The organism is Pseudomonas palleroniana, from assembly GCF_003031675.1.
Lineage (GTDB): Bacteria > Pseudomonadota > Gammaproteobacteria > Pseudomonadales > Pseudomonadaceae > Aquipseudomonas > Aquipseudomonas palleroniana.
Window position 1 is genome coordinate 179,894 of sequence record NZ_PYWX01000071.1, and the last position, 13,415, is coordinate 193,308.

Sequence of the window (13,415 nt, forward strand, 5' to 3'; positions counted from 1 at the left end):
TCCTGCCACATGTTGCCGTTTGGTGATCACGAAAGCGGCACGTATGATGCATCTCAAACTCCCGCAGATTAGAAGCCTATGTCCCTGATAGTTCTACTGCTTCTGCCGTTCCTTGGCAGCTGTCTGGCGGCCTTGCTGCCGCACAATGCACGTAACACCGAATCCTTGCTGGCCGGCCTGGTGGCGCTGGTCGGCACTGTTCAAGTAGCCCTGCTCTACCCCCTGATCGCCCATGGTGGCGTGATTCACGAAGAATTCATGTGGTTGCCCAGCCTCGGGCTGAACTTCGTCTTGCGCATGGACGGGTTTGCCTGGCTGTTCTCGATGCTAGTGCTGGGCATCGGCACGCTGGTGTCGCTGTATGCGCGCTATTACATGTCGCCGGATGACCCGGTACCGCGCTTCTTCGCGTTTTTCCTGGCGTTCATGGGCGCCATGCTCGGGCTGGTGATTTCCGGCAACCTGATCCAGATCGTGTTCTTCTGGGAACTGACCAGCCTGTTCTCGTTCCTGCTGATCGGCTACTGGCACCATCGGGCGGATGCGCGCCGTGGCGCCTATATGGCCTTGATGGTCACCGGCGCCGGTGGCCTGTGCCTGTTGGCGGGTGTGATGCTGCTGGGGCATATCGTCGGCAGCTATGACCTGGACCAGGTATTGGCGGCGGGCGATCAGATCCGTGCGCATTCGCTCTACCCGGTCATGCTAGCGCTGGTGCTGGTCGGCGCGCTGAGCAAAAGCGCGCAATTCCCCTTCCATTTCTGGCTGCCCCACGCAATGGCGGCCCCTACGCCGGTATCGGCCTACCTGCACTCGGCGACGATGGTGAAGGCCGGCGTGTTCCTGCTGGCCCGCCTGTGGCCGTCGCTGTCCGGCAGCGAAGAATGGTTCTGGATCGTCGGCGGTGCCGGCGCTCTCACCCTCCTCCTCGGCGCGTACTGCGCCATGTTTCAGAATGACCTCAAGGGCCTGCTGGCCTACTCCACCATCAGCCACCTCGGGCTGATCACCCTGCTGCTGGGCCTCAACAGCCCGTTGGCGGCGGTCGCCGCGGTCTTCCATATCCTCAACCATGCGACGTTCAAGGCTTCGTTGTTCATGGCGGCGGGGATCATCGACCACGAAAGCGGCACCCGTGACATTCGCAAGCTCAGTGGCCTGGTCCGTCTGATCCCGTTTACCGCGACCCTGGCCATGGTGGCCAGCGCCTCCATGGCCGGCGTACCGTTGCTTAACGGCTTCCTGTCCAAAGAGATGTTCTTCGCCGAAACGGTGTTTATCTCGGCGACCCAATGGGTGGAGATCGCCCTGCCGGCGATCGCGACCATTGCCGGCACCTTCAGCGTGGCCTACGCCCTGCGTTTTACCGTCGATGTGTTCTTTGGCCCGCCCGCGACGGACCTGCCCCACACGCCCCACGAGCCACCGCGCTGGATGCGTGCACCGGTGGAGTTGCTGGTGTTTACCTGCCTGCTGGTGGGGATTTTCCCGGCTCAAGTGGTCGGTTCGATCCTGGCCGCGGCCGCCTTGCCGGTGGTCGGCGGCGTGCTGCCGCAATACAGCCTGGCCATCTGGCACGGCTGGAACGCACCGATGATAATGAGCCTGGTGGCCATGAGCGGCGGCGTGGTGCTGTACCTGCTGCTGCGCAAACAGCTCAAGCGCGGCCGCTTCGCGTACCCGCCGATCATCAGCTACTTCAATGGCAAGCGCATGTTCGAACGCAGCCTGGTGGTGATGATGCGCGGCGTGCGCAAGATCGAGAAACGCATCAGCACCAAGCGCCTGCAGACCCAGCTGTTCCTGTTGGTACTGGTGGCGGTGATCGGCGGCATGATCCCGATGCTCAACAGCGGCCTCAGCTGGGGTGACCGGCCGAAGATCCCGGGCTCCATCGTGTTCGTCACCCTGTGGTTGCTGGCGATCGCCTGCGCCCTGGGCGCCGCCTGGCAAGCCAAGTACCACCGGCTGGCCGCCCTGACCATGGTCAGCGTGTGCGGCATGGTCACCTGCGTCACGTTCGTGTGGTTCTCGGCGCCGGACCTGGCGCTGACGCAACTGGCGGTCGAGGTGGTCACTACGGTGCTGATCCTGCTGGGCCTGCGCTGGCTGCCACGGCGGATCGAAGAGGTCTCGCCACTGCCCAGCTCGTTGCGCAAGGCCCGCATCCGACGCGTGCGGGACTTGCTGTTGTCCAGCGTGGTCGGTGGCGGCATGGCGCTGTTGTCGTATGCGATGCTGACACGCCAGACGCCCAACGATATTTCCTCGTTCTACCTCAGTCGTGCCTTGCCCGAAGGCGGCGGCAGCAATGTGGTGAACGTGATGCTCGTCGACTTCCGCGGCTTCGACACCCTCGGTGAAATCACTGTGCTCGGCGCCGTGGCATTGACCGTGTATGCCCTGCTGCGCCGCTTCCGGCCGTCGAAAGAAAGCATGGAGTTGCCACCGCAACAGCGCCAACTGGCACCGGACGTGGCCACCGACCTGGTCAACCCGCGCCAAGCCAGCGATACCGCCCTGGGCTTCATGATGGTGCCCGCAGTACTGGTACGCCTGCTGCTGCCGATTGCGCTGGTGGTGTCGTTCTACCTGTTCATGCGCGGCCACAACCAGCCCGGCGGTGGTTTTGTCGCCGGCCTGGTGATGTCGGTGGCGTTCATTCTGCAATACATGGTGGCCGGCACCCAGTGGGTCGAGGCGCAGATGAGCCTGCGGCCGATGCGCTGGATGGGCTTCGGCCTGCTCTCGGCGACACTGACCGGGCTCGGTGCGCTGTTGGTCGGTTACCCGTTCCTGACCACGCATACCTGGCATTTCAGCCTGCCGTTGCTGGGCGATATTCACGTAGCCAGTGCGCTGTTCTTCGACGTCGGCGTTTACGCCATGGTCGTTGGCTCGACGCTGCTGATGCTCACCGCCCTCGGCCACCAGTCGGTACGCGCGCATAAACCGAGCAACCAGGCCAAAGTGGTTGCCGCAACAGAAGGAGCCGCCTGATGGAAGAAGTCATCGCAATCGCCATTGGGGTCCTGGCGGCCTCCGGTGTGTGGTTGATCCTGCGGCCACGGACGTTCCAGGTCGTGATGGGCCTGTGCCTGCTGTCCTACGGGGTGAACCTGTTCATTTTCAGCATGGGCAGCCTGTTTATCGGCAAGGAGCCGATCATCAAGGACGGCGTACCGCAAGACCTGCTCCACTATACCGACCCCCTGCCCCAGGCCTTGGTGCTGACGGCAATCGTGATCAGCTTCGCCATGACCGCGTTGTTCCTGGTGGTATTGCTGGCGTCCCGGGGCTTGACCGGAACCGACCATGTGGACGGCCGGGAGCCCAAGCAATGATGTGGATGAACCAACTGATCATCGCACCGATCCTGCTGCCGTTGCTGACCGCCGCACTGATGCTGATGCTCGGTGAAAAACGCCGCCCGCTGAAAGCCAGAATCAATCTGGTCTCCAGCATGATCGGCCTGGGCATTGCGATCCTGCTGCTGTACTGGACACAAAAAGGCGGCCCCGGCTCGATTGGCGTGTACTTGCCGGGCAACTGGCAGGTGCCGTTCGGTATCGTGCTGGTGGTGGATCAACTGTCGGCCTTGATGCTGGTGCTCACCGGCATCATCGGCGTCAGTGCGCTGTTGTTCGCGATGGCGCGTTGGGATCGCGCGGGCACCAGTTTCCACGCGCTGTTCCAGATCCAGATGATGGGCCTCTACGGCGCCTTCCTCACCGCCGACCTGTTTAACCTGTTCGTGTTTTTCGAGGTGCTGCTGGCGGCCTCCTATGGCTTGATGCTGCACGGCTCGGGCCGGGCGCGGGTGTCGGCGGGGCTGCATTACATCTCGATCAACCTGGTGGCGTCGTCACTGTTCCTGATCGGCGCGGCGATGATCTACGGCGTCACCGGCACCCTGAATTTTGCCGACCTGGCGTTGAAAATCCCGCTGGTGCCCGAAGCCGATCGCGGCCTGCTGCACGCCGGTGCGGCGATCCTCGCCACGGCATTCCTGGCCAAGGCCGGCATGTGGCCGCTGAATTTCTGGCTGGCGCCCGCCTACTCCTCGGCCAGTGCGCCGGTGGCGGCGATGTTTGCGATCATGACCAAGGTCGGCGTGTACACCGTGCTGCGCCTGTGGACGCTGCTGTTTTCCGGGCAGGCCGGTGCCTCGGCCTTGTTTGGCGGAGATTGGCTGGTGTACGGCGGTATGGCGACCATCATCGGCGCGGCACTGGCGATGGTGGCGGCGCAGCGGCTGGAGCGCATGGCGAGCTTGAGCATCCTGGTGTCGGCGGGGATTTTGCTGTCGGCGGTCGGTTTTGCCCAGCCGAGCCTGATTGCGGGTGCGCTGTTCTACCTGGTCAGCTCGACGCTGGCGTTGAGCGCGCTGTTCCTGCTGGCTGAATTGATCGAGCGTTCGCGTTCGGCCAACGACCTGCCGCTGGATGAAGAGATTGATGCGCTGCCCAAACCCATGGAGTCCTTGCACCCGCGTCCGGGTGTGAACCTTGACGATGAGCAACAGGCGGTGGTCGGCCAGGTGATTCCCTGGACCATGGCGTTCCTCGGCCTCAGCTTTATTGCCTGTGCGCTGCTGATCATCGGCATGCCGCCACTGTCCGGGTTTATCGGCAAGCTGAGCCTGCTCAGTGCACTGGTCAATCCACTCGGGTTGGGCGTCAGCGTTGACCAACCGATCCGCCCGGCGGCCTGGGGCCTTGTAGCGCTGCTGATCCTCTCGGGCCTGGCTTCGTTGATCGCCTTCGCACGCCTGGGCATCCAACGCTTCTGGACCCCGGAAGAGCGCCCATCGCCGCTCCTGCGTCGCTACGAGTGCGTGCCGATCTTCCTGCTGCTCGGCTTGAGCATCCTGCTGACATTCAAGGCCGAACCCTTGCTGCACTACACCCAGGACACGGCCGTCAGCCTGAACAACCCGGAACATTACGTGATGGCGGTGCTGGCCACACGCCCGGTGCCAAGCCCTGAAGCCAAGGCTGCCGCGCTGGAGGTGCAACCATGAAGCGCCTGTTCCCCGCTCCGTGGCTGTCGCTGGCACTGTGGCTGTTGTGGCTGGTGCTGAACCTGTCGGTCAGCCCCGGCAACCTGCTGCTGGGCGCACTGCTGGGCTTCCTGGCGCCGCTGATGATGGCGCCGTTGCGCCCGCTGCCGGTGCGGATCCGCCGCCCCGGGGTGATCATTCGCCTGTTCTTCCTGGTCGGCCGCGATGTGGTCATCTCCAACCTGCAAGTGGCCTGGGGCGTGCTGACCTGCGGCTCACGCCCGCCACGTTCGCGCTTTATCAAGATCCCGCTGGACCTGCGCGACCCGAACGGCCTGGCCGCGCTGTCGATGATCACCACCGTGGTGCCCGGCACGATCTGGTCGGAACTGGCGCTGGACCGCAGCATCCTGCTGCTGCATGTATTCGACCTGGAGGATGAAGCGCCGTTTATCGAGCACTTCAAGACCACTTACGAACGGCCCCTGATGGAGATCTTCGAATGAGCGCCCTGCTCTCCAATGCGATCCTGTTCAGCCTGTTCCTGTTCTCGCTGGCCATGGTGCTGACGCTGATCCGCCTGTTCAAAGGCCCGTCGGCCCAGGACCGGGTACTGGCGCTGGACTACCTGTACATCCTGGCGATGCTGATGATGCTGGTGCTGGGTATTCGGTATGCCAGCGACACCTACTTTGAAGCCGCGCTGCTGATCGCGCTGTTCGGCTTTGTCGGTTCGTTTGCCCTGGCGAAATTCCTGCTGCGTGGGGAGGTGATTGAATGATGCCGTTATGGGTGGAAGTGATTGTCGCGGGGCTGCTGGTGCTCAGCAGTCTGTTTGCGTTGATCGGTGCAGTCGGCTTGTTGCGGCTGAAGGACTTTTTCCAACGCATGCACCCGCCGGCACTGGCTTCGACGCTGGGCGCGTGGTGTGTGGCGCTGGCATCGATTATCTACTTTTCGGTGCTCAAGTCCGGGCCGGTGCTGCATGGCTGGTTGATCCCGATCCTGCTGTCGATCACGGTGCCCGTGACCACGCTGTTACTGGCCCGCACCGCGCTGTTCCGCAAGCGCATGGCCGGTGACGACGTACCGGCCGAAGTCAGCAGCCGCCGCTGATTCAACGAGCGGACAGGGAAAAACATTTGGGGCGGTGCGACGATTCGATTTGCTCCCGATAGCGGTGGATCAGTCAGCAGTCGGGGGCAAGCCCTAATGCCCGTCAGTTAAATGGTGGGTGTAGAACACATCATCTGTAGTGAGCGGCAGGTTCTCTTAACTGACATTAGGGCAGGCCCCCTCCCACATTTGGACTCGCGTGAAGCCGATTACAAAATCGCTGCGCCAAACCGGCTAACGCGTGGCATCCAGTGATCCAGGATCTCGGCTGAGGCAACGATATGATGCGCTCGCCCGATCAGCAGCCGGCGAGGCACAAAGCCGATATACCGGGAGTCATCGCTGTTATCGCGGTTGTCGCCGAGCATGAAATAGCTGTCGGCAGGCACCACCACCGGGCCGAAATTGCGCAGCGCCCGCACGGTCGGCATGAACTGGACAGTGCGCTGACGGTTGGCCGCCAGCTCGTTCAGCTTGATCCCCGGCACCGTATGGCCGGCAACGATGGGCTCGCTGATGTCCTGCGCATCACTGTAGGTGGCAGGCACGCCGTTGACCCACAACACCTCATCTTTCATTTCCAGGGTGTCACCGGGTATACCGACGATGCGCTTGATCAGGCGCATGCCATCCTTGGGCGACGAAAACGTGACCACATCGCCACGCTGGGGGTTATCAAGCTTGGCCAGGGAAATATCCGTCAGCGGCACCTTGAGGTCATACGCCACGCGATTGACCAGCACAACATCCCCCTCCAGCAACGTGGGGCGCATGGAGCCGGACGGAATGGGGTTCCAATCGGCCAGGGATGTACGGAAAATGCCGAAGCACAGCCAGAAAATGATTGCGTAACGGTAACGGCCCAACCAACGTCGCATACATCCTCGCAATACAGAAAGGGGCATTGGCACCCGCCAGACACCCAGATGATTTTTGGCTACGCTCGCTTGTTACACACCAGGATTAACTGACCATTAGCACTTGCACTCAAGGTCAATGACACAAAAGGAAAGCGGCCCCATGGATATCAAATGCTCTGTCTTTATCGCAGCCAGCATCGACGGGTTTATCGCACGACCCGATGGCGATATCGAGTGGCTTCTTCGGCCGGAGTATGAACGTGCTGTCTTGAACGGCATGACGTTTGAAAGCTATATCGCCACCGTTGATGCACTGGTGATGGGCCGCAAAACCCTGGAGAAAGTGGCGTCCTTCGCCGAGTGGCTTTATGAAGGCACGCCGATCATAGCCCTTTCGCACCGTCCGCTGGCGCTGCCTGCCCATCTGGAAGGCAAGGTCGAAGTCATGGCAGCCGACGCGCCTGCGGTGGTGGCCCAGCTAGCCGAACGCGGCATGAAGCATCTGTATATCGATGGAGGCCAGACAATCCAGGCATTTCTGGAAGCGGGCCTGATCGACGAACTGATCATCACGCGTATCCCGGTCTTGCTGGGGCAAGGCATTGCGCTGTTCAGCCAGGTTGGCCGTGAGCATGAGCTTCATCACGTCAGCACGCATGTGTCGGACAATGGGTTTGTGCAGAGTCGATATCAAGTGACGACAGACTCTCGCGCCGTGCAATAGGAACTGGAGGTCAGGGTGACTCAACACATTATTGTCATTGGCGGCGAGTCCGCAGAAGACATGACCCGCATGACACGCATTGACGAATACATCGTCGCATCATCAGGCAAAACGCACCCTAATGTTCTCTATATCTCGACAGCAAACGGCGATGACCGAGTCAAGATCCGCGACTTCACCGCTAAATATGAAAGCGCTGGCTGCACCGTTAGCAACCTGACGGTATTCATTCCGCCGTTTCCCGATGCGGGCCATGTTTCATCTTTGTTTGAACAGGCCGACATCATTTACGTGGCGGGTGGTAATACACGTGCCATGCTGGCGGTCTGGCGCGAATTTGGTGTCACGGCCTTACTGAAAAACGCCTGGGAAAACGGCAAAATCCTCAGTGGCGTCAGCGCTGGTGCGATTTGCTGGTTTGACTATGGGCACTCGGATTCAGGCGGAAGGTTTGCGCTGGTTGACGGTATGGGCTTGTTGCCGGGCGCATTGTGCCCGCATTTCAGTTCAGAGGCTGGAAGGCAAGCCTCGTTTGTCGAGCTGGTTCAGCACGAGCGTATTCAGCCTGCCTACGCGCTCGACGATGGCGTGGCCCTACATTTCAAAAATGGCAAATGCCACCAGGTCATCCAGAACAGCGCAGCAGGGCTCGCTTACGAGATGACTACGCAAGCACCCTATCCAATACCTTTGTCACACCGTTCGGAAAGATAAATGCCAACGGCATCAACACAAGGAAATTTCCGACAGCGTTTTAGGGGGGCGCTCGGAAGATGGCGGCCTAATCTGCGGTGGAGCCCGTTCACAGCTAAATCTGAAATCGAAGAATTCGCAAAGTGGGCACGGTAAAAATGTGGGAGCGGGCTTGCTCGCGAATACGGCGTGTCAGCCACTGCGATTGTGACTGGAAGAATGCATTCGCGAGCAAGCCCGCTCCCACAGTGGATCGAGTGGGCCGTTGAAACGGTGTGCAAAAAAAACGCCCCGAACCAGTCGGGGCGTTTTTCATTCAGCGTGCAGCAAACAATGGTCAGTCAGCCAACCGCCACGTCGTCCCGCCCTTCCCGTCTTCCAACACCACCCCCATCGCGGTCAGTTGGTCACGGATACGGTCGGATTCCGCCCAGTCCTTGTTGGCACGCGCAGTCAGACGCGCCTGGATCAGCGCATCCACTTCAGCGGCGTCCACACGGCCTTCAGCGCCGGCTTGCAGGAACTCCTCAGGCTTCATTTGCAGAACCCCGAGCACACTCGCCAGCTCTTTCAAGCGCGCCGCCAGGCCCGCCGCTGCGTCGAGATCGCTCTCGCGCAGACGGTTGATCTCGCGCACCATCTCGAACAGCACCGCGCAGGCTTCCGGGGTGCCGAAGTCGTCGTTCATGACTTCGGTGAAGCGGGCCACGAAGGCTTCGCCGCCCGCTGGAGCGACTGCCGGCAAGCCCTTCAACGCATGGTAGAAACGTTCCAGGGCGCCCTTGGCGTCCTTGAGGTTGTCTTCCGAGTAGTTGATCGCACTGCGGTAGTGGCTCGACACCAGCAGGTACCGCACCACTTCCGGGTGATACTTCTCGAGCACGTCGCGGATGGTGAAGAAGTTGTTCAAGGACTTGGACATCTTCTCGCCATTGATGCGGATCATGCCGCAGTGCATCCAGGCATTGGCGTAGGTCTTGCCGGTGGCGGCTTCGCTCTGGGCGATTTCGTTTTCGTGGTGCGGGAACTCGAGGTCGCTGCCGCCGCCATGAATGTCGAAGGTCTCGCCCAGGCAGCAGGTGGACATCACCGAGCATTCGATGTGCCAGCCCGGACGCCCGGCGCCCCATGGCGATTCCCAGCTAGGCTCGCCCGGCTTGGTGGCTTTCCACAGCACGAAGTCGAGCGGATCTTGCTTGGCTTCGTCGACTTCGATGCGGGCGCCGATGCGCAGGTCTTCGATCTTTTTGCGCGACAGCTTGCCGTAGCCCATGAACTTGGCGACGCGATAGTACACGTCACCATTGCCCGGGGCGTAGGCGTAGCCCTTGTCGATCAGGGTCTGGATCATCGCGTGCATGCCAGGGATGTGGTCCGTGGCACGCGGTTCCATGTCCGGCTTGAGGATGTTGAGGCGCGCCTCATCCTCATGCATGGCGGTAATCATGCGCTCGGTCAGCGCGTCGAACGACTCGCCGTTTTCGTTGGCACGGTTGATGATCTTGTCGTCGATGTCGGTGATGTTGCGCACATAGGTCAGGTCATAACCGCTGAAACGCAGCCAGCGGGTGACCAGGTCGAAGGCAACCATGCTGCGGCCATGGCCAATGTGGCAGTAGTCGTACACGGTCATGCCGCACACGTACATGCGCACCTTGTTGCCATCCAGCGGCTTGAAGACTTCTTTGGTCTTGCTGAGTGTGTTGTAGATCGTTAGCACATCGGCTTCCTTAAGACTTGATCACTGGCCCCACGAATCACGCAAGGTCACGGTACGGTTGAAGACCGGAGCGCCTGGTTTCGAGTCCTTGATATCCGCGCAGAAGTAGCCTTCGCGCTCGAACTGGAAACGGTCTTCCGGCTGTGCTTCGCCCAACGAGGGTTCGGCACGACAACCAGTGAGTACTTGCAGGGAGTCAGGGTTGATGTTGTCGAGGAAGCTCGCGCTGTCTTCGGCTTTTTCAGGGTTCGGCGAGCGGAACAGACGATCGTACAGGCGCACTTCGCACTCGATGCTGGCTGCGGCCGGCACCCAGTGGATCACGCCCTTGACCTTGCGGCCCTCAGGGTTCTTGCCCAGGGTGTCCGGGTCGTACGAGCAGCGCAGCTCGACGATGTTGCCCTCGGCGTCCTTGATCGCTTCGTCGGCACGGATCACGTAGCTGCCACGCAGGCGCACTTCGCCATTCGGCTCCAGGCGCTTGTAGCCCTTTGGCGGCTCTTCCATGAAGTCATCGCGGTCGATGTAGATTTCACGGGCGAACGGCAGCTTGCGCACGCCGAGTTCTTCTTTCTGCGGATGACGCGGCAGCTCGAGGTTCTCGACCTTATCTTCCGGGTAGTTGGTGATCACGACTTTCAACGGGCGCAGCACGCACATGGCGCGCGGGGCGTTGGCGTCCAGGTCCTGGCGGATGCTGAATTCGAGCATGCCGAAGTCGACCACACCGTCGGAACGGTTGGTGCCGACCATGTCGCAGAAGTTGCGGATCGAAGCTGGCGTGTAGCCACGGCGACGGAAACCCGACAGCGTGGACATGCGCGGGTCGTCCCAGCCATGCACGTGCTTTTCATCAACCAGTTGCTTGAGCTTGCGCTTGCTGGTGATGGTGTAGTTCAGGTTCAGGCGGCTGAACTCGTACTGACGCGGCTGTGCCGGCACCGGCAGGTGGCTCAGGAACCATTCGTACAGCGGGCGATGGCTTTCGAACTCCAGGGTGCAGATGGAGTGGGTGATGCCTTCGATGGCGTCCGACTGACCGTGGGTAAAGTCGTAGTTCGGGTAGATGCACCACTTGTCGCCGGTCTGGTGGTGGTGGGCATGGCGGATGCGATACATGATCGGGTCGCGCAGGTTCATGTTCGGCGAGGCCATGTCGATCTTGGCGCGCAGCACACGGGCACCGTCGGGGAACTCACCGGCGCGCATGCGGGCGAACCAGTCCAGGTTCTCTTCCACCGAACGGTCGCGGAACGGGCTGTTTTTGCCGGGTTCGGTCAGGCTGCCACGGTATTCCTTGGCCTGCTCAGGGGTCAGGTCATCGACGTAGGCCTTGCCGGCCTTGATCAGCTCGACGGCCCAGTCGTGCAACTGGTCGAAGTATTGCGAGGCATAGCGCACTTCACCGGACCATTCGAAACCCAGCCACTTCACGTCACTTTCAATGGCGTCGATGTATTCCTGGTCTTCCTTGGCCGGGTTGGTGTCGTCGAAACGCAGGTGCGTGACGCCACCGAACTCCTGGGCCAGGCCGAAGTTCACACAGATCGACTTGGCGTGACCGATGTGCAGGTAGCCGTTGGGCTCTGGCGGGAAGCGGGTGACGATCTGCGTGTGCTTGCCCGAATCCAGGTCCGCCTGGATGATCGGGCGCAGGAAATTGACCGGGACGGCAGGTCCGGCCTTGGAATTCGAGGTAGGGTCGACAGTGGGCTTGCTCATAGGATCCTTGAACAGACAGGTACGTGGCCGGTTGGGGCCAGATAAAACAAAGCCGTTATCATAGCTGATGCTGTCAAGCCGCTGACAGGGTACGACCGAAAACTGCAGCTTTAATTGCTGTTTTAATGACGGACGCGGTAAAAAACCACCTCGAAATTCCTGCCAGGCACGCTAAACTGCGCGCCTTGGCTGCCATTGAGCCAAACCGGTCACGGCGCCCAGGCGTCCAACCCACGAATTCCTTGAAAGAGACACGACCATGACCCAAGTCAAACTGACCACCAACCACGGTGACATCGTCATCGAGCTGAACGCCGAGAAAGCGCCGATCACCGTCGCCAACTTCATCGAATACGTTAAGGCCGGTCACTACGAAAACACGGTGTTCCACCGTGTGATCGGTAACTTCATGATCCAGGGCGGTGGTTTCGAACCCGGCATGAAAGAAAAGAAAGACAAGCGCCCAAGCATCCAGAACGAAGCGGACAACGGCCTTTCCAACGACAAGTACACCGTCGCCATGGCCCGTACCATGGAGCCGCATTCGGCCTCCGCGCAGTTTTTCATCAACGTGGCCGACAACGCTTTCCTGAACCACAGCGGCAAGAACGTGCAGGGTTGGGGTTACGCGGTATTCGGTAAAGTCACCGAAGGCACCGACGTTGTCGACAAGATCAAAAGCGTGCAGACCACCGGTAAAGCCGGTCACCAGGACGTACCGGTAGAAGACGTGATCGTCGAGAAAGCCGAGATCGTTGGGTGATATTACTGATTTCAGATTTGCATCTGGAAGAGGAACGCCCGGACATTACCCGGGCGTTTCTGGATCTGCTCCAAGGCCGCGCCCGTGGCGCCCAGGCGTTGTACATTCTGGGGGACTTCTTTGAAGCCTGGATTGGCGACGACGGCATGACCCCCTTCCAGCGTTCCATCTGCGAGGCTCTGCGTGAGCTGAGCGACAGCGGCACCCCGATTTTCCTCATGCACGGCAATCGCGACTTCCTGATCGGCAAGCGGTTCTGCAAAGCGGCAGGCGCCACCTTGCTCAAGGACCCGAGTGTCGTGCAGTTCTACGGCGAGCCGGTGCTCTTGATGCACGGCGACAGCCTCTGCACCCGCGACGTCGGCTATATGAAGCTGCGGCGCATCCTGCGTAACCCGATTGTGCTGTTTATCCTGCGCCACCTGCCCCTGGGCACCCGGCACAAGCTGGCGCGCAAGCTGCGCAGCGAAAGCCGTGCGCAGACGCGCATGAAGGCCAACGACATTGTCGATGTCACCCCCGAAGAAGTGCCGCGCATCATGCAGCAGTTCGGCGTACGCACCCTGGTCCACGGCCATACCCACCGCCCCGCCATTCATAAACTGCAGATCGGCGACCAGGCGGCCAAGCGCATTGTGCTGGGGGATTGGGATAAGCAAGGGTGGGCATTGCAGGTGGATGAGCAAGGCTTTCAGTTGGCGGCATTCGACTTCACCAACCCACAGTTGGCGCTGCCTGGCGCCTGAACCCAGACATCACTGCTCCAATGTGAACAAAGATTCAAATGTGGGAGGAGGCTTGCTCCATCCCACATT

The 13,415-nt window shown here is 60.8% G+C and carries 13 protein-coding genes; 10 read left to right on the plus strand and 3 right to left on the minus strand.

The annotated features are described in order from the left end of the window. Positions 1–78: 78 nt before the first annotated feature. From C9383_RS25305 to C9383_RS25330, 6 genes are read left to right on the plus strand one after another with little or no spacing between them, the layout of a single operon-like run. Positions 79–3,000: a monovalent cation/H+ antiporter subunit A gene (locus C9383_RS25305; protein WP_090370184.1), complete on the plus strand. Its 2,922-nt coding sequence runs from the start codon at positions 79–81 to the stop codon at positions 2,998–3,000. Next, positions 3,000–3,344 carry a Na+/H+ antiporter subunit C gene (locus tag C9383_RS25310; protein ID WP_060756701.1) on the plus strand — a complete coding sequence of 115 codons (345 nt, stop codon included), beginning with the start codon at positions 3,000–3,002 and terminating at the stop codon, positions 3,342–3,344. The genes C9383_RS25305 and C9383_RS25310 overlap by 1 nt, the downstream gene beginning before the upstream one ends. Beyond that, a complete protein-coding gene (locus C9383_RS25315) occupies positions 3,341–5,023 on the plus strand; it encodes a monovalent cation/H+ antiporter subunit D (protein ID WP_090370181.1) in 1,683 nt (560 codons plus the stop codon). The genes C9383_RS25310 and C9383_RS25315 overlap by 4 nt, the downstream gene beginning before the upstream one ends. Then, positions 5,020–5,508: a Na+/H+ antiporter subunit E gene (locus tag C9383_RS25320; protein ID WP_060756703.1), complete on the plus strand. Its 489-nt coding sequence runs from the start codon at positions 5,020–5,022 to the stop codon at positions 5,506–5,508. Before C9383_RS25315 ends, C9383_RS25320 begins: the two co-directional genes overlap by 4 nt. Next, entirely contained in the window at positions 5,505–5,783 is a 279-nt protein-coding gene (locus tag C9383_RS25325; protein WP_005789171.1) for a K+/H+ antiporter subunit F, read from the plus strand. The genes C9383_RS25320 and C9383_RS25325 overlap by 4 nt, the downstream gene beginning before the upstream one ends. Then, a complete protein-coding gene (locus tag C9383_RS25330; protein ID WP_060756704.1) occupies positions 5,780–6,118 on the plus strand; it encodes a Na+/H+ antiporter subunit G in 339 nt (112 codons plus the stop codon). The genes C9383_RS25325 and C9383_RS25330 overlap by 4 nt, the downstream gene beginning before the upstream one ends. Positions 6,119–6,327: 209 nt before the next feature. Here C9383_RS25330 and lepB read toward each other — a convergent pair whose 3' ends face one another. Then, positions 6,328–6,996, minus strand: a complete 669-nt coding sequence (lepB, locus tag C9383_RS25335) for a signal peptidase I (RefSeq protein ID WP_060756705.1) — start codon at positions 6,994–6,996, stop codon at positions 6,328–6,330. A gap of 142 nt (positions 6,997–7,138) precedes the next feature. On the opposite strand from lepB, the gene C9383_RS25340 reads away from it, so the two are divergent. Both C9383_RS25340 and C9383_RS25345 read left to right on the plus strand, forming a co-directional pair. Beyond that, the gene (locus tag C9383_RS25340; protein ID WP_090370178.1) at positions 7,139–7,702 is read left to right on the plus strand and encodes a dihydrofolate reductase family protein; all 564 of its coding nucleotides are present in this window, start codon (positions 7,139–7,141) and stop codon (positions 7,700–7,702) included. Between the two features lie 15 nt (positions 7,703–7,717). Then, the gene (locus C9383_RS25345) at positions 7,718–8,416 is read left to right on the plus strand and encodes a Type 1 glutamine amidotransferase-like domain-containing protein (protein WP_090370176.1); all 699 of its coding nucleotides are present in this window, start codon (positions 7,718–7,720) and stop codon (positions 8,414–8,416) included. Positions 8,417–8,732: 316 nt separating this feature from the next. On the opposite strand, the gene cysS is transcribed toward C9383_RS25345, so the two are convergent. Next, a complete protein-coding gene (gene cysS, locus C9383_RS25350; protein WP_090370174.1) occupies positions 8,733–10,115 on the minus strand; it encodes a cysteine--tRNA ligase in 1,383 nt (460 codons plus the stop codon). Between the two features lie 21 nt (positions 10,116–10,136). Next, positions 10,137–11,837 carry a glutamine--tRNA ligase/YqeY domain fusion protein gene (locus C9383_RS25355; RefSeq protein ID WP_060756709.1) on the minus strand — a complete coding sequence of 567 codons (1,701 nt, stop codon included), beginning with the start codon at positions 11,835–11,837 and terminating at the stop codon, positions 10,137–10,139. Between the two features lie 259 nt (positions 11,838–12,096). Here C9383_RS25355 and C9383_RS25360 point away from each other — a divergent pair, with 259 nt between their 5' ends. Both C9383_RS25360 and lpxH read left to right on the plus strand, forming a co-directional pair. Continuing rightward, on the plus strand, positions 12,097–12,600 hold the full coding sequence (locus C9383_RS25360; protein WP_090370172.1) for a peptidylprolyl isomerase: 504 nt from the start codon (positions 12,097–12,099) through the stop codon (positions 12,598–12,600). Next, entirely contained in the window at positions 12,597–13,346 is a 750-nt protein-coding gene (lpxH, locus tag C9383_RS25365; protein WP_090370170.1) for a UDP-2,3-diacylglucosamine diphosphatase, read from the plus strand. The genes C9383_RS25360 and lpxH overlap by 4 nt, the downstream gene beginning before the upstream one ends. Positions 13,347–13,415 lie beyond the last annotated feature (69 nt).